Source organism: Pseudescherichia vulneris (assembly GCF_902164725.1).
Classification (GTDB): Bacteria; Pseudomonadota; Gammaproteobacteria; order Enterobacterales; family Enterobacteriaceae; genus Pseudescherichia; species Pseudescherichia vulneris.
The window spans coordinates 1,659,083-1,673,953 of record NZ_LR607338.1 but is presented as its reverse complement, the minus strand read 5'-3'; the positions used below and the strand labels follow the sequence as shown (position 1 = coordinate 1,673,953).

The 14,871-nt window shown below is 55.4% G+C and carries 16 protein-coding genes; 9 read left to right on the top strand and 7 right to left on the bottom strand.

From position 1 onward, the window contains the following. Window positions 1-31 precede the first annotated feature (31 nt). Together FN633_RS07000 and lipA are read left to right on the top strand one after the other, a co-directional pair. Window positions 32-994, top strand: a complete 963-nt coding sequence (locus FN633_RS07000) for a YbeF family transcriptional regulator (RefSeq protein WP_154057223.1) — start codon at window positions 32-34, stop codon at window positions 992-994. Between the two features lie 201 nt (window positions 995-1,195). Further along, on the top strand, window positions 1,196-2,161 hold the full coding sequence (gene lipA / locus FN633_RS06995) for a lipoyl synthase (protein WP_042392020.1): 966 nt from the start codon (window positions 1,196-1,198) through the stop codon (window positions 2,159-2,161). 85 nt (window positions 2,162-2,246) lie between these two features. On the opposite strand, the gene tatE is transcribed toward lipA, so the two are convergent. Further along, window positions 2,247-2,450 carry a twin-arginine translocase subunit TatE gene (gene tatE / locus FN633_RS06990; RefSeq protein WP_042392018.1) on the bottom strand — a complete coding sequence of 68 codons (204 nt, stop codon included), beginning with the start codon at window positions 2,448-2,450 and terminating at the stop codon, window positions 2,247-2,249. Between the two features lie 128 nt (window positions 2,451-2,578). Next, window positions 2,579-3,367, bottom strand: a complete 789-nt coding sequence (locus tag FN633_RS06985) for a deaminated glutathione amidase (protein WP_154057222.1) — start codon at window positions 3,365-3,367, stop codon at window positions 2,579-2,581. Window positions 3,368-3,433: 66 nt separating this feature from the next. Between FN633_RS06985 and crcB the strand changes: the two genes are divergently transcribed. Then, the gene (crcB, locus tag FN633_RS06980; RefSeq protein ID WP_154057221.1) at window positions 3,434-3,817 is read left to right on the top strand and encodes a fluoride efflux transporter CrcB; all 384 of its coding nucleotides are present in this window, start codon (window positions 3,434-3,436) and stop codon (window positions 3,815-3,817) included. A 119-nt stretch (window positions 3,818-3,936) separates the two neighbouring features. Here the strand turns inward: crcB and cspE are convergent, their stop codons facing one another. Continuing rightward, complete coding sequence (gene cspE, locus FN633_RS06975) at window positions 3,937-4,146, bottom strand: transcription antiterminator/RNA stability regulator CspE (RefSeq protein ID WP_004100146.1); 210 nt, start codon at window positions 4,144-4,146, stop codon at window positions 3,937-3,939. Window positions 4,147-4,461: 315 nt separating this feature from the next. Here cspE and dcuC point away from each other — a divergent pair, with 315 nt between their 5' ends. Next, entirely contained in the window at window positions 4,462-5,835 is a 1,374-nt protein-coding gene (dcuC, locus tag FN633_RS06970; protein ID WP_154057220.1) for an anaerobic C4-dicarboxylate transporter DcuC, read from the top strand. Window positions 5,836-5,923: 88 nt separating this feature from the next. Continuing rightward, the gene (gene rna / locus FN633_RS06965; protein WP_154057219.1) at window positions 5,924-6,772 is read left to right on the top strand and encodes a ribonuclease I; all 849 of its coding nucleotides are present in this window, start codon (window positions 5,924-5,926) and stop codon (window positions 6,770-6,772) included. Between the two features lie 17 nt (window positions 6,773-6,789). Here the strand turns inward: rna and FN633_RS06960 are convergent, their stop codons facing one another. From FN633_RS06960 to ahpC, 3 genes are all read right to left on the bottom strand, one after another. Further along, complete coding sequence (locus tag FN633_RS06960) at window positions 6,790-8,031, bottom strand: zinc-dependent alcohol dehydrogenase (RefSeq protein WP_154057218.1); 1,242 nt, start codon at window positions 8,029-8,031, stop codon at window positions 6,790-6,792. Window positions 8,032-8,235: 204 nt separating this feature from the next. Then, window positions 8,236-9,798, bottom strand: a complete 1,563-nt coding sequence (ahpF, locus tag FN633_RS06955; protein ID WP_154057217.1) for an alkyl hydroperoxide reductase subunit F — start codon at window positions 9,796-9,798, stop codon at window positions 8,236-8,238. A 155-nt stretch (window positions 9,799-9,953) separates the two neighbouring features. Continuing rightward, window positions 9,954-10,517 carry an alkyl hydroperoxide reductase subunit C gene (ahpC, locus tag FN633_RS06950; protein ID WP_042392008.1) on the bottom strand — a complete coding sequence of 188 codons (564 nt, stop codon included), beginning with the start codon at window positions 10,515-10,517 and terminating at the stop codon, window positions 9,954-9,956. Window positions 10,518-10,821: 304 nt separating this feature from the next. Here ahpC and citR point away from each other — a divergent pair, with 304 nt between their 5' ends. After that, on the top strand, window positions 10,822-11,727 hold the full coding sequence (citR, locus tag FN633_RS06945; RefSeq protein WP_154057216.1) for a DNA-binding transcriptional repressor CitR: 906 nt from the start codon (window positions 10,822-10,824) through the stop codon (window positions 11,725-11,727). Between the two features lie 14 nt (window positions 11,728-11,741). On the opposite strand, the gene FN633_RS06940 is transcribed toward citR, so the two are convergent. After that, the gene (locus FN633_RS06940; protein WP_154057215.1) at window positions 11,742-12,902 is read right to left on the bottom strand and encodes a pyridoxal phosphate-dependent aminotransferase; all 1,161 of its coding nucleotides are present in this window, start codon (window positions 12,900-12,902) and stop codon (window positions 11,742-11,744) included. A 126-nt stretch (window positions 12,903-13,028) separates the two neighbouring features. On the opposite strand from FN633_RS06940, the gene FN633_RS06935 reads away from it, so the two are divergent. From FN633_RS06935 to FN633_RS06925, 3 genes are read left to right on the top strand one after another with little or no spacing between them, the layout of a single operon-like run. Next, window positions 13,029-13,643 carry a methylthioribulose 1-phosphate dehydratase gene (locus FN633_RS06935; RefSeq protein WP_154057214.1) on the top strand — a complete coding sequence of 205 codons (615 nt, stop codon included), beginning with the start codon at window positions 13,029-13,031 and terminating at the stop codon, window positions 13,641-13,643. Then, window positions 13,640-14,329 (top strand): acireductone synthase, encoded by a 690-nt coding sequence (mtnC, locus tag FN633_RS06930; RefSeq protein WP_154057213.1) that lies wholly within the window; start codon window positions 13,640-13,642, stop codon window positions 14,327-14,329. The genes FN633_RS06935 and mtnC overlap by 4 nt, the downstream gene beginning before the upstream one ends. Next, a complete protein-coding gene (locus FN633_RS06925; RefSeq protein ID WP_154057212.1) occupies window positions 14,326-14,868 on the top strand; it encodes a 1,2-dihydroxy-3-keto-5-methylthiopentene dioxygenase in 543 nt (180 codons plus the stop codon). Before mtnC ends, FN633_RS06925 begins: the two co-directional genes overlap by 4 nt. Window positions 14,869-14,871 lie beyond the last annotated feature (3 nt).

The following is a 14,871-nucleotide window of genomic DNA, read 5'->3' as shown; positions in this document are numbered from 1 at the left end:
TTCATAATGTGAATGAATATGGAGTTTGAGCGTGGATGATAACGGTCTGTCGGATAAACGAATAGCCGAGCGTCGCGAAGAGGATAAACCCCAAATCTTCCGGACGCTGCGCAATATCGATCTCAATTTATTGACGATCTTTGAAGCCGTATATGTTCATAAAGGCATCGTCAACGCGGCGAAGGTACTTAACCTGACGCCATCGGCGATCAGCCAGTCGATCCAGAAACTACGCGCCATCTTTCCCGATCCGCTGTTTATCCGTAAAGGTCAGGGGGTCACGCCTACGGCGTATGCTACGCATTTGCATGAATACGTTAGCCTTGGACTGGAGTCGATCCTTGGCGCACTGGATCTTACCGGTAGCTATGATAAACAGCGGACCATTACTATCGGGACGCCCCCGTCGCTAGGTACTCTGCTGATCCCACCCATCTACAAGGCGATAAAAGCGGCGCATCCGCACCTGCTGATCCGTAATATCCCCATTCTGGACGCGGAGAATCAGCTCGGTCAGTTCCAGACGGATCTGATCATCGATACGCATGTTACGGGCACCCGGACGCTTAACCACCACGTTTTATATCATGACCGGTTAATATTGATCTGTCGCAAAGACCACCCCTGCCTCCAGCAGCCGCTGACGGAAGAGACGTTGAGCCAGTATGAACATACGCTGCTCATGCTGGAGGGACAGAGCATGAGCACCATGCGTCAGAAGGTACGGGAGCTGTTCCCGGAACAGCCGGTGAGCTTTAGTAGTTACAATATGTTTACAATCGCGGCACTCATTAGCCACAGCGACATGCTGGGCCTGATGCCGTCACGCCTGTTCAGCTTCTTTAACTCCTGTTGGCCTTTGACGGAAATCGATTTCCCGCCGTTGCACAACGCCACGGTAGAGGTTTCCCTCTATTACAACAAGTTAAGCCTACGCGATCCGGTGCTGGAGAACGTTATTAATGTGATTCGAAATGCCTTCGAGCAAGAATAGCCGCCTGGGCTGATGTCCGACGATGGCTGGACATAGGGCACAAAACAACAACTATTTTACAATTTGCCGGGCCGGCAGGCTGCTTTATCGCCTCCAGAGATGATATACTGCCGCCCAGCTGATTCAAAAATAGTTGAGAAGTACAACATTCCCTTGAATTGAAACACTCCCTTCGTTATTCGCAACTGGAACACGCACGCTATGAGTAAACCCATTGTGATGGAACGCGGTGTTAAATACCGCGATGCCGATAAAATGGCCCTTATCCCGGTTAAAAACGTGGTAACAGAGCGTGAAGCCCTGTTAAGAAAACCGGAGTGGATGAAGATCAAACTGCCGGCAGACTCCTCCCGCATCCAGGGTATTAAAGCGGCCATGCGCAAAAACGGCCTGCATTCTGTCTGTGAAGAGGCGTCCTGCCCTAACCTGGCGGAGTGTTTCAATCACGGTACGGCGACCTTCATGATCCTGGGTGCCATCTGTACCCGCCGCTGCCCCTTCTGCGACGTTGCCCACGGTCGTCCGGTCGCGCCCGATGCCAATGAGCCGCTGAAGCTGGCGCAGACGATTGCCGACATGGCGCTGCGCTATGTGGTGATCACCTCCGTTGACCGCGACGACCTGCGCGACGGCGGCGCTCAGCACTTTGCCGACTGCATCAGCGCTATTCGCGAGAAAAACCCAAGCATCCGTATTGAGACCCTGGTTCCTGACTTCCGTGGCCGTATGGATCGTGCGCTGGATATTCTCTCCGCCACGCCGCCGGACGTCTTCAACCACAACCTGGAGAACGTGCCGCGTATCTACCGCAAGGTACGTCCAGGGGCGGACTACAACTGGTCCCTGAAGCTGCTAGAGCGCTTTAAAGAGGCGCATCCGGATATCCCGACCAAATCCGGCCTGATGGTTGGCCTGGGCGAGACCAACGAAGAGATCGTTGATGTGATGCGCGACCTGCGCCGCCACGGTGTGACCATGCTGACCCTCGGCCAGTATCTGCAGCCAAGCCGTCACCATCTGCCGGTACAGCGCTACGTCAGCCCGGAAGAGTTTGATGAGATGAAAGCCGAAGCGCTGGCGATGGGCTTCACCCATGCGGCCTGCGGCCCGTTTGTTCGCTCCTCTTACCATGCTGATTTGCAGGCAAAAGGGATCGAAGTAAAATAGTTCAGCAATAACTGCTTACACTATTGCGATAAAAAAACCGGCCTGTGCGCCGGTTTTTTTTATCGCAAGCCATCCGGCATTGCCTTTACTCTTTGTGAGAGAGCTTCTCTGCCGCGATATCACCGTCGGCGCTCTTTTTCGCGCTGGTGTCATCGTCATTCATCGCTTTCTTAAAGCCTTTAATGGCTGCGCCAAGGTCACCGCCGAGGGTACGCAACTTCTTCGTCCCAAACAGCAAAACAACCAGTGCGGCAACTACCAGCAGCTTAGTAATACTAATCTCACCCATAAATACCTTCTTTACTGAAAACAGGCTGCGAAATGCGCCGTTGAAACCTGACTCTATTAACGGACATTCGGCGCGCGCACACAATAGCAATCTGTAACAAGGTGAATCAAGTGTTGTTTAAAAAAACATCACAATAACTGTGGGGGGACAAAGCGGCGATTACGCAGCACCGGCAATTTTTCTCGCGTCTCCTGCACGCGTGTGGCGCTCACCTCGGCGAAAATCAGCTGCGCCTCCTGGGCCGCCGCCGCGACGGTGACGCCCTGGGGATCGACAATGCGGCTCTGGCCAATGTTTTTATTACCGCACTCGCCGGCGGCCACCAGATAGCAGGTGGTGTCCAGCGCCCGCGCCGCCAGCAGCGTCGCCCAGTGATGCTCCTTCAGTGGCCCACGCACCCATGCAGCAGGCAGCACCAGCAGATCGGCACCCTGCAGGGCCAGGCTTAGCGCCAGCTCAGGAAAGCGCAGATCGTAGCAGGTCATCAGTCCAACCTTCATGCCCGCCACCTCAATCAGCGGAGGGATAGCGCTGCCCGCATCCACCCGGCTCGACTCAAGGATGCTGAAGGCGTCGTAGAGATGCAGCTTGGCGTAGCGGGCAATAATATGCCCTGCCCGCAGCACGACCAGGGTATTTACTGCCCTGCCCTCGGTAGACGGCACATGGATAGTCAGCACCGTGGTCATTGCGTTTTTCCGGCTTTCTGCCCGCAGCTGCGTCAAGAAGCCCCCGTCCAACGGCTGGGCTGATGTCACCGAGAGGCTCGGATCGCTGTCGCTGCGGGCCAGCAGCGCTTCAGGCAGCACCAGCAGCGCGGCCTCCTGCTTTGCCGCCTGCGCCATCAGCGCAACGCAGGTTCGGGCATTGCTCTCCCACTCCGGCGTTACTACAAACTGTCCCGCTGCCACAATCATCTTCTCGCCCCTCTGTCCGTTGCGTTAAACTTAACGACCTGACACATCAAATAGCAGGAATTGGCAGTGATACAACTGTTTTTTGCGGTTTTTATCGGCGGCGGGACTGGCAGCGTGCTGCGCTGGTTTCTCGGCATGAGGCTCAATCCGTTACATCATGCGATCCCTATCGGCACGCTGACGGCTAACCTGGCCGGGGCGTTTATTATTGGGATGGGGCTGGCGTGGTTTAACCGAATGACGCATATCGATCCGCTGTGGAAGCTGCTCATCACTACGGGCTTTTGCGGCGGCCTGACCACCTTCTCAACCTTTTCCGCTGAGGTGGTATTTCTGTTGCAGGATGGCCGTGCGGGCTGGGCGTTGCTGAACGTTGCGGTGAACCTGCTGGGCTCGTTTGCTATGACGGCGCTGGCCTTCTGGCTGGTCTCAGCCGCCCACGCGCAGTGATGGCAAATACGTCGGGTGGCGCTGCGCTTACCCGACCTACGAAACTATCCGACCCACTGAATTCAGGCGAAAAAAAACCCGCTTTTCAGCGGGTTTTAGAGTTCTGTCTTATCGCTAACTTAGATAGGCATTACGTTAGCAGCAGAAGGGCCTTTGGCACCGTTAGTGATTTCAAACTCTACGCGCTGACCTTCAGCCAGAGTTTTGAAACCATTGCTCTGGATTGCAGAGAAGTGTACGAACACGTCTTTGCTGCCATCTTCCGGAGTAATGAAACCGAATCCTTTGGACTCATTAAACCACTTAACGTTACCTTTAATCTTAGACATCAAAATTACCTTTACATGAAAAACGACACAAATGCTGTGTCGGGTATCAGTACAACAATTGTCATGACTTTTGTCCAGTCGATATTCGTTAAAAAGTGATAAATGTCGCTATCTTTTTTTATCCAGCTGCAATATTTGCTGTTTTTTCAACGCGGAAGTGCGATGGATAAAAAAATAGAGCGCCGGGACGACAAAATGTCTACCTGGTAACTAATTCGCCAGATAATCCGCGCTACTTCGCTATTTATTGATTTTAGTCAGCTACCGGCTCGCTCCTGTTGGGCACATTGCATGCCTTAATGATGCGAGGGAACCATGTTAACGTTTATTGAACTCCTGCTGGGCGTGGTAGTGATTGTTGGCGTTGCGCGCTATATCATCAAAGGCTACTCGGCGACGGGCGTGCTCTTTGTCGGCGGCCTGATACTGCTGATTGCCAGCGCGCTGATGGGGCATAAAATTCTGCCGTCAAGCGCCACCAGCACCGGCTACAGCGCTACCGATATTGTCGAATATATCAAAATCCTGCTGATGAGCCGCGGCGGCGATCTTGGCATGATGATCATGATGCTGTGCGGGTTCGCCGCCTATATGACCCATATCGGCGCAAACGATATGGTGGTCAAGCTGGCCTCAAAACCGCTGCGCTATATCAACTCGCCCTATATCCTGATGATTGCGGCCAACTTCGTGGCCTGCCTGATGTCGCTGGCGGTCTCTTCGGCAACCGGGCTGGGCGTGCTGCTGATGGCGACCCTCTTTCCGGTCATGGTCAACGTCGGCATCAGCCGCGGCGCGGCGGCAGCTATCTGTGCCTCACCGGCAGCCATTATCCTCTCGCCTACCTCCGGGGACGTGGTGCTGGCGGCCAAAGCCGCAGAGATGCCGCTGATCGACTTCGCCTTTAAAACCACGCTGCCCATCTCTATCGCCGCGATTATCGCGATGGCGATCGCTCACTTCTTCTGGCAGCGCTGGCTGGATAAAAAAGAGAATATCTCCCAGGAGATGCTGGACGTGAACGATATCACCACCAGCGCACCGTCGTTCTACGCCATCCTGCCCTTTACGCCCATCGTCGGCGTGCTGATTTTTGACGGTAAATGGGGGCCAGAGCTGCATATCATTACCATTCTGGTGATCTGCATGCTGCTGTCGGCGGTGCTGGAATTTCTGCGCGGCTTTAATACCCAGCGGGTCTTCTCCGGGCTGGAAGTGGCCTATCGCGGTATGGCAGACGCCTTTGCCGGGGTAGTGATCCTGCTGGTTGCCGCCGGGGTCTTTGCCCAGGGGCTGAGCACCATCGGCTTTATCCAGAGCCTGATCTCCATCGCCACCTCCTTTGGCTCGGCCAGCATCATCCTGATGCTGGTGCTGGTGACCCTGACCATGCTGGCAGCGATGACCACCGGCTCGGGCAATGCGCCGTTCTACGCCTTTGTGGAGATGATCCCTAAGCTGGCCAGCGAGGCGGGCATCAACCCGGCCTACCTGTCGATTCCCATGCTGCAGGCCTCTAACCTCGGACGCACCATATCTCCGGTCTCCGGCGTGGTAGTTGCCGTGGCCGGAATGGCAAAAATATCTCCCTTCGAAGTGGTAAAACGTACCTCGGTGCCGGTTCTGGTGGGCTTAATCGTGGTGATTGTGGCCACGGAAATACTGGTTCCCGGTACAGCTCTCCGCTAAGCACCACACGAAAAAGCGCCTGTTCGGCGCTTTTTTTATGCTTTAATAACTTTCTGGAACTATTTAAATATATTCATCAGGAATTGAAATGTTCAGAAAGGAGTTCGTACCCCTGCTCGTCGCCGCAGCGGCCATGCTCTGGACCGCCGCCGCGCCTGCCGCACCGCTGAGCGCCACCCAGTACGGTGATTTCGATCGCTATGTGCTGGCGCTCTCGTGGCAAACCGGGTTCTGCCAGAGCCAGCACGATCGCCGCCAGCGCGAGCCGGACGAGTGTCGCCTGCAAAAAGAGAGCGATAACAAAGACGATTTTCTGACCGTTCACGGCCTGTGGCCCGGCCTGCCAAAATCGATCGCCGCACGCGGAGTCGACGATCGCCGCTGGATGCGTTACGGCTGTGCCACCCGGCCCATCCCCAACATGCCGGAAGCCCGCGTTGGGCAGAAGTGCGCCAGCGCCGAAACTGGCCTTTCGCTGGAGAGCGCAGCGAAGCTTAACAGCGTGATGCCGGGCGCGGGTGCAAACTCCTGCCTCGAACGCTACGAGTATGCCAAGCACGGGGTCTGCTTCGGCTTCGATCCGGATGCCTACTTTGGCGTCATGGTGCGCATGACCAGCGAGATCAAGCAGAGCGCCCTCGGTAAGTTTATTGCGGCCAACTACGGGGAGCGCGTCAGCCGCAGCGATTTTGACGCCGCTTTTGCCCGGACATACGGTAGCGATAGCGTTAAAGCCATGAAGCTCACCTGCAACGGCAACCCGGCTTACCTGACGGAAGTGCAGATCACCCTGAAGGCGAGCGCGATCAATGCGCCGCTCTCTCCCACCTCGTTTATTGCCCAGCCGCACCCTGGCAACTGTGGTAAAGAGTTTGTTCTGGATGAAGTCGGGTATTCACGAGAAAAAGCCTACCCTGTGGATGTTATCCGAGGGTAGGCTGAGTAGAGGACGCGTTACGCTGGCGGAAGGTTGATATTGCCGTTGCTCAGTGCCGTTACGCTGGCTCTCGCCGCTTCCGGACTTTGCGCGCCGGGCACCAGAATGATTTTGCGGCAGTCATCCTGACGCTTATCAAACATCTCATAGCCACGGGCCGCGTCTTCAAGTGGCAGATAGTGGGTAACGATCTCTTCCGGCTTCAGCAGACCCTGCTCGATCAGCGGCAGCAGCTCCGGCAGCCAGGCATGAACGTGGGTCTGGCCCATGCGGAACGAGATACCTTTATCGAAGGCGTCGCCGAACAGGAAGCCGTGGATAAAGCCCGCATAGACCCCCGGCACGCTGACAATCCCGCCCCGACGTACGGCGGCGATGGACTGGCGCAGCACCTTACCGCTGCTGCCCTCTAGCTTAAGGTTAGTCAGCACCGTTTCGGTGGTACTGCCTTTCGCCTCGAAGCCCACGGCATCAATCACGGCATCTACGCCGCGATTGCCCGGAGTGTTTTCAATAATAATCTCAGCCGGATCGTCATGCTTATCAAAGTTAATCGGGACTACCCCGTAACGCTCTTCAGCGAAGCGCAGACGATAGTCGTTGTGGTCAACCATAAAGATCTGCTCAGCACCCAGCAGTCGGGCGCAGGCGGCGGTCAGCAGGCCGACCGGACCGGCCCCATAGATGGCGATCCGCGACCCTTTCTTCACCTCGGCGTTTTTTGCTGCCTGCCAGGCGGTGGGCAAAATATCAGAGAGGAACAACGCCTTATCGTCAGAGAGCAGCTGCGGCACCTTGAAGGGGTTAACGTCACCCTTAGGTACGCGGACATACTCTGCCTGGCCACCCGGTACGCCACCGTAGAGGTGGCTATAACCAAACAGCGCTGCCGGCGGTGGGATCTGTTTTTTATTCAGCGATGCGCCTCTGCCAGCGTTGGTGGTTTCGCAGGCGGAGTATTGATGCTGCTGGCAGAAGAAACAGCTGCCGCAGGCAATCACGAAGGGGATCACCACCCGCTCGCCTTTCTGGATATTTTTTACGTCGCGCCCGACTTCAACTACTTCGCCCATAAATTCATGGCCGAAAATATCCCCGTGCTCTGTTTTAGGGATTTTACCGTGGTAGAGGTGCAGGTCGGAGCCGCAGATGGCGGTCGCGGTGATGCGCAGAATAATATCGTCCTGCTGTTCAATAATCGGATCCGGCACGCTCTCGACGCGAACGTTATGGGGACCATGATACGTCAATGCTTTCATTCAGACCTCCGCTACTCCCCTGAGATCGGGAGAGTGAAAATTGGGCTTGCACGGATCAAGGTTAGTCAGTCCAGACGCCAATCTGCGCGGCCAGGCGAATCGACAGCGGTTTTGAGAGTAATCTTAGCGGGTAAAAGACGTGATAAAAAAGAGGCTACCCGAAGGTAGCCTCGCTGCTCACAGTGCAGGTGTCTTACTTGCTTATTAGACGCTGGTACGGATCAGGTGGTCGAAGGCGCTCAGAGAGGCTTTCGCACCTTCGCCAGTGGCGATGATGATCTGTTTGTACGGTACGGTGGTGCAGTCACCCGCCGCAAACACGCCTTTCACGCTGGTTTCGCACTTAGCATCGATGATGATCTCACCCATACGGTTACGCTCAACCGCGCCTTCCAGCCAGTTGGTGTTCGGCAGCAGACCGATCTGGACGAAGATACCGGCTAACTCAATGTGATGCACATCGCCGCTTACGCGGGCACGGTACTCAAGGCCGGTCAGTTTGGTGCCGTCGCCTTTCACTTCGGTGGTCTGGGCGTTCAGAATGATGTCGACGTTTTTTAGGCTGCGCACTTTATCCTGCAGAACCTTGTCGGCTTTCATCTCTGGTGCAAACTCAAGCAGCGTTACGTGTTCAACGATACCGGCCAGGTCGATAGCCGCTTCAACGCCGGAGTTACCGCCGCCGATGACCGCTACGCGCTTACCTTTAAACAGCGGGCCGTCGCAGTGCGGGCAGTAGGTTACGCCGCGGGTACGGTACTGCTCTTCACCCGGTACGCCCATGTTGCGCCATTTGGCACCGGTAGCAATGATCACGCTGCGTGCCTTCAGCACTGCGCCAGAGGCGGTTTCAATCTGATGCAGGCCGCCCTCTTCTGCCGCCGGGGTCAGGCGGGTTGCGCTCTGGGTGTCAATAACGTCGACATCATAATCATCAACGTGGGCTTTCAGCGCGCCAGCCAGCTTCTGGCCTTCGGTTTTCGGCACGGAGATGTAGTTTTCGATGTCCACTGTGTCGAGCACCTGACCGCCAAAACGCTCGCCCATCAGGCCGGTACGAATACCTTTACGCGCCGAGTAGACCGCCGCTGCCGCACCGGCAGGGCCGGAACCGACGATCAGCACGTCGTAAGCGTCACGTTTGTTTAGCTCTTCCGCCGCACGTTTTTCAGCGCCGGTATCTACTTTAGAGACGATTTCGGTCAGGGTCATACGACCTGAACCAAACTCAACGCCGTTCAGGAACACCGCCGGTACGCCCATGACGTTGCGATCGGTGATTTCGTTCTGGAACACACCGCCGTCAATCGCCGTGTGCTTGATGCGTGGGTTGAGCACGGACATCAGGTTCAGCGCCTGGACCATGTCCGGGCAGTTGTGGCACGAGAGCGAGTAGTAGGTTTCGAACTCAAAATCCCCTTCCAGCGCGGCAATCTGCTCAAGCATCTCTTTCGCTTCTTTAGAAGGGTGTCCACCGGTCCACAGCAGCGCCAGAACCAGGGAGGTAAATTCGTGGCCCAGCGGAGAACCAGCAAAGCGCGGCCCCTGATTTGAGCCTGGGTTAGTAATCAGGAATGACGGTTTACGCACCGGCAGCTGATTGTCTTCTTTAAAGGAGACTTTGTCAGAGAGCTCGGCGATTTCAGCCAGCAGTTCCTTGATCTCTGCCGATTTAGCGCTGTCATCCAGCGTGGCAATCAGCTCAACAGGTTTGGTCAGACGCTCAAGATAAGCCTTAAGCTGGGTTTTCATTGTAGTATCAAGCATTAGGGTTACTCCTGAGTTAAAAACATCATCATGCAAGCTGCCTCATTAGGGCTGCCTGGATGCAACTTGAATCATGTTGTTAGGGTAAAACGGGTGCATAGCGCACCCGTGATAGGTAGGCCCGTGCAAGCGCAGCGCCGCCGGGCTTGTCAGACTTAGATCTTACCGACAAGGTCTAAGGATGGAGCCAGGGTCGCTTCACCCTCTTTCCATTTAGCCGGGCACACTTCGCCTGGGTGAGCAGCAACGTACTGAGCCGCTTTGATTTTGCGCAGCAGGTCAGATGCGTCACGGCCAATGCCTTCTGCAGTCACTTCGATCGCCTGGATGATGCCCTGCGGGTCAACAACGAAGGTTGCACGGTCAGCCAGACCTTCGTCTTCACGCATGTTTTCGAAGTTACGGGTCAGCGCGCCAGTCGGGTCACCGATCATCGCATATTTGATTTTAGCGATGGTTTCAGAGCTGCCATGCCACGCTTTGTGGGTGAAATGGGTGTCGGTGGAGACGGAGTACACGTCCACGCCCAGTTTCTGCAACTCATCGTAGTGATCGGCTACGTCGCCCAGCTCGGTCGGGCAAACGAAGGTGAAGTCAGCCGGATAGAAGAAGAAGACGCTCCAGCGGCCTTCGGTATCTTTCTCGGTCACTTCGATGAATTCACCGTTTTTGAACGCCTGGTTTTTGAAAGGTTTGATCTTGGTATTGATTAAGGACATCTATACTTCCTCCGTGGTTTCGATGAGATGTAAGGTACCGAATTTTGATGGCAACGGCTAATGCGTTTGCTTTATCAAATCAATCAGCGATATCTAACAACGTAAAAGCCGTAATGGCGTCGAGGATTACATCACTCCCCCGATCAAAGGGCAATGTAACGCTGTAAGGTGTGGCCTATGACTGCGATAGGTTCGACCGTTTTAAGCAATCTGTGTGCAGCGTCGTTTAATGCCGGACAGTTTATGATATATTTTCTGCAAGCCTAAGCACCTGATTATGTGCAGCAATATATTGAGATAAAAAATGACTAACCTATACGATTTAAAAAAATTCGATCTTAATCTGCTGCTTATTTTTGAGTGTATTTATCAGCATCAAAGCATCAGTAAAGCGGCTAAAGCATTATTTATTACCCCCTCTGCGGTGAGCCAGTCTCTCCAGCGGCTGCGCGCGCATCTTGACGATCCGCTGTTCATTCGCAGCGGAAAAGGGGTTGCGCCCACAACCGTGGCAATTAATCTGCATATGCATCTGGAGGTGAATCTTAGCCAGCTCGAACAGACAATTAATATGATGAACAGAAACGAGCTGAGTAAAAATTTTGTTCTCTACACGCCGCAGTTGCTGATGAGTGAAGGCAGCACGGCGCTGGTCAAGGCGCTACGCCAGCAGGCCAGCTACGCGATTGAGCACCATGATATTTTTATTACCCCGCAGTCGGCCGAAGAGCTGCTGGCCTACCGTAAAGCCGATCTCATCCTCTCGCTTTTTCCCATTGTTAACCCTGCCGTGATCTGCGAAAAGCTGTCATGCGAGCCGTTGGTACTGGTTTGCAGCGCACACCATCCGCGCCTGAATGGAAAAATTGTTCTTAGCGATGTGTCAACAGAGGGGTTTACCTTCTACAGCACGCCGGAAAAAGGGGCGCTGGCATTACAGGAAGAGATTGAAACCGTTTTGCCACAGCGCAATATCGTGTTCAGCAGCGACTCATATATTTCCATCATTAATATTATCAGCCAGTCTGAGCTTATTGGGCTGATGCCGCTGTCTACCTTTAATCACTATAAAAAGATAATGAATTTAAAAATAGTGGACATCGATATCACTCTGCCCACCTTTGATATATTTATGCTCTACAACCGGGCCTCGCTAAACGGCAGCGCCTTCGCCAGCTTAATTGAGATGATAAAGCTGGCGGATCGCTAATACAGGCTTGATGGTCAGAGCGTGCAGAGACGCTCTGCGGCGGCTCGCAGCGTCGCCTCCTGCTTGGCAAAGCAGAGGCGAATAAGCTTGTGCGGGAAGGCATCGGCACAGAATACCGACAACGGAATGGCCGCCACACCGACCTCTTTGGTTAGCCACTGGCAGAAGCTGACGTCATCCAGATCGGAGATGGCGCTATAGTCCGCCAACAGGAAGTAGGTACCTTCACAGGGCAGGATCTTCAGGCGACTCTGACTCAGGGCATCAATCAGCAGATCGCGTTTAGCCTGGTAAAAAGCAGGCAGCTCACGATAGTGCTCAGGCTCCGCCCGCAGCATATCCGCCAGCGCCAGCTGCGCCGGGGTGTTGACCGCAAAGGTCAGATACTGGTGCACCTTGCGCAGCTCGGCGCTGATAGCCGCCGGGGCAACGCAGTAGCCCACCTTCCAGCCGGTCATATGATAGGTTTTACCAAAGGATGAGACGGCCACCGCCCGCTGACGCAGCTCGGGGTGGGCGAGCACGCTGGCATGCCCCTCGGAAGCAAAGCAGATGTGCTCGTAGACCTCATCGCTCAGCACGTAGATTTCACGATCCGCAATCGCCTGCCACAGCGCGGCAAAATCCGCACGCTGCCATACCGTGGCCGACGGGTTATGCGGCGTATTAAGAATAACCAGCCGGGTCTTATCACTCAGCAGCGCGGCAAAAGCCTGCCAGTCAACGCCAAAGTGCGGCGGCTGCAGCGCAATGCGTTTTACTACTCCCCCCGCCAGCTCAACCGCCGGGGCGTAGCTGTCGTAGCTTGGATCGAAGCAGATCACCTCGTCACCGCTGCGCACCAGGGCAGTAATCGCGGCAAAGAGCGCCTCGGTGGCCCCCGCGGTCACGGTAATGTCGCTGTTCGCATCCGGCTGGTAGCCATACAGGGCGGCGGTTTTCTCAGCAATAGCCTCCCGCAACGCCTGCACTCCGGTCATCGGCGCATACTGGTTTGCCCCCTGAGCCACGTGAAACGCCAGACGCTCCTGCAAATAGTGCGGGCCGTCATAGTCAGGAAACCCCTGCGACAGATTAATCGCCTGGTGCGCCTGCGCCAGCGCGCTCATCTGGGTAAATATGGTAGTGCCAAGATTAGGAAGTTTACTCTCAGGAATCAGTGTGTTATTGCTCATCAATGGGTGCCTGCGTGTAATACTGATGTTGCTGCCACTATAACACGATGCTAGTATTTGGCAATCAAGACGCTTAGACGTCTAAACAATAATGTTATTCCTCTGCCCACACTATTCAGGAGCGTTATGACACACCCTCTGCAACTCCCGGCGCTGGTTGAAGCCTGCCATTGGCTAGGCGCTAAAGGCTGGGCACCGGCCACCGGCGGCAACATGTCGGTGCGGGAAAACGCCGACTGGTGCTGGCTGAGCGAATCCGGTAAAGACAAGGGCAGCTTGACGGTGGATGATTTTTTGCAGGTGGAGATCGCCACCGATCGCGCCCCGTCAGGGCGGAAGCCCTCCGCCGAGACCGGTCTGCATACGCTGATCTATCGCCTTTACCCGGAGGCGAACGCCGTGCTGCATGTGCATACGGTCAACGCCACGGTACTGTCACGCGTTGAGAAACTGGCGACGCTCAAGCTTGCGGGCTACGAGATGCAGAAATCCCTTAGCGGACAGACCAGCCACCTCGACACGGTCTCTATTCCCCTGTTTGATAACGACCAGGCTATCCCCGCCCTCGCCCGGCGCATTGAGATATACGCCCGCCAGACGCCGTTAAGTTACGGCTTCCTGCTGCGTGGTCACGGTCTCACCTGCTGGGGACGCAGCGTAGCGGAGGCCCGTCGCCACCTTGAGGGGCTGGAGTTTTTATTTGAGTGTGAAATGCAGCGTAGACTGCTGGAGAGATCATGATCCGCGCCATCGTTACCGATATTGAGGGCACGACCAGCGATATCCGCTTCGTGCATAACGTGCTGTTTCCCTACGCTCGCGAGCGGCTGGAGGCATTCGTCACCGCCCAGCAGTATGCCGAGCCGGTGAAATCCATTCTCGATAATCTGCGGGATGAGATCGTCCAACCGGATGCCACCACCGCCGATCTCGTTGAGACGCTGTTCCGCTTTATGGATGAAGATCGTAAGTCGACGGCGCTGAAGGCGTTACAGGGAATTATCTGGCATGACGGCTACGTCAACGGCGACTTTACCGGCCATCTCTACCCCGACGTGCTGCCCGCGCTGGAAAAATGGAAGGCGCAGGGGATTGATCTCTATGTTTATTCCTCGGGCTCGGTCGCTGCGCAGAAACTGTTATTTGGCTATAGCGACGAAGGTGATATTACTCATCTGTTCAGCGGCTACTTTGATACCCGCATAGGTGCCAAGCGTGAAGCAGGCGCCTATAGCAACATTGCCGAGCAGCTGGCGCTGTCGCCGGTGTCGATCCTTTTCCTGTCGGATATTCATCAGGAGCTGGATGCTGCCGCAGAAGCAGGATTGCGCACCGTGCAGCTGATTCGTGGCGATGATGACGCCGCCAGCCAGCATCATCAGGTGCACAGTTTTAACGACATCAACCCGGAGCAGATCCCCTCATGAGTGCGTTAACGATTTATTCTGATAAAGAAGTCAGCCAGCCGACGTGGCACAGCACCGACGCGGGTGAGATCCAGCAGCAGCTGAACGCCAAAGGCGTACGCTTTGAACGCTGGCAGGCCGACCGCGATCTCGGTGCCGATCCTGCGCCAGAGGCGGTAATCGACGCCTATCAGCACGCGATCGATCGGCTGGTTGCCGAAAAAGGTTATCAGAGCTGGGATGTGATCAGCCTGCGCGCCGATAACCCCAACAAGCAGGCGCTGCGGGAAAAGTTTCTCAGTGAGCACACTCACGGCGAAGACGAAGTGCGCTTTTTTGTCGAGGGCGCGGGCCTGTTCTGCCTGCACATTGGGGATGAGGTCTATCAGGTGCTATGCGAGAAAAACGATCTGATCTCGGTTCCGGCCGGCACGCCGCACTGGTTTGATATGGGATCTGAGCCGAACTTTACCGCTATCCGTATCTTCGATAACCCCGAGGGGTGGATCGCCCAGTTCACCGGCGATGCCATCGCCGACGGCTATCCGCGCCTGGCATAAAAA

Bases quoted from the DNA above. Each gene is read 5' to 3' on its own strand.
- ahpF (WP_154057217.1), bottom strand. From the start codon at position 9,798: ATGCTTGATACTACAATGAAAACCCAGCTTAAGGCTTATCTTGAGCGT.
- cspE (WP_004100146.1), bottom strand. From the start codon at position 4,146: ATGTCTAAGATTAAAGGTAACGTTAAGTGGTTTAATGAGTCCAAAGGA.
- FN633_RS06925 (WP_154057212.1), top strand. From the start codon at position 14,326: ATGAGTGCGTTAACGATTTATTCTGATAAAGAAGTCAGCCAGCCGACG.
- lipA (WP_042392020.1), top strand. From the start codon at position 1,196: ATGAGTAAACCCATTGTGATGGAACGCGGTGTTAAATACCGCGATGCC.
- ahpC (WP_042392008.1), bottom strand. From the start codon at position 10,517: ATGTCCTTAATCAATACCAAGATCAAACCTTTCAAAAACCAGGCGTTC.
- mtnC (WP_154057213.1), top strand. From the start codon at position 13,640: ATGATCCGCGCCATCGTTACCGATATTGAGGGCACGACCAGCGATATC.
- FN633_RS06940 (WP_154057215.1), bottom strand. From the start codon at position 12,902: ATGAGCAATAACACACTGATTCCTGAGAGTAAACTTCCTAATCTTGGC.
- tatE (WP_042392018.1), bottom strand. From the start codon at position 2,450: ATGGGTGAGATTAGTATTACTAAGCTGCTGGTAGTTGCCGCACTGGTT.
- FN633_RS06935 (WP_154057214.1), top strand. From the start codon at position 13,029: ATGACACACCCTCTGCAACTCCCGGCGCTGGTTGAAGCCTGCCATTGG.
- rna (WP_154057219.1), top strand. From the start codon at position 5,924: ATGTTCAGAAAGGAGTTCGTACCCCTGCTCGTCGCCGCAGCGGCCATG.
- citR (WP_154057216.1), top strand. From the start codon at position 10,822: ATGACTAACCTATACGATTTAAAAAAATTCGATCTTAATCTGCTGCTT.
- FN633_RS06960 (WP_154057218.1), bottom strand. From the start codon at position 8,031: ATGAAAGCATTGACGTATCATGGTCCCCATAACGTTCGCGTCGAGAGC.
- FN633_RS06985 (WP_154057222.1), bottom strand. From the start codon at position 3,367: ATGATTGTGGCAGCGGGACAGTTTGTAGTAACGCCGGAGTGGGAGAGC.
- dcuC (WP_154057220.1), top strand. From the start codon at position 4,462: ATGTTAACGTTTATTGAACTCCTGCTGGGCGTGGTAGTGATTGTTGGC.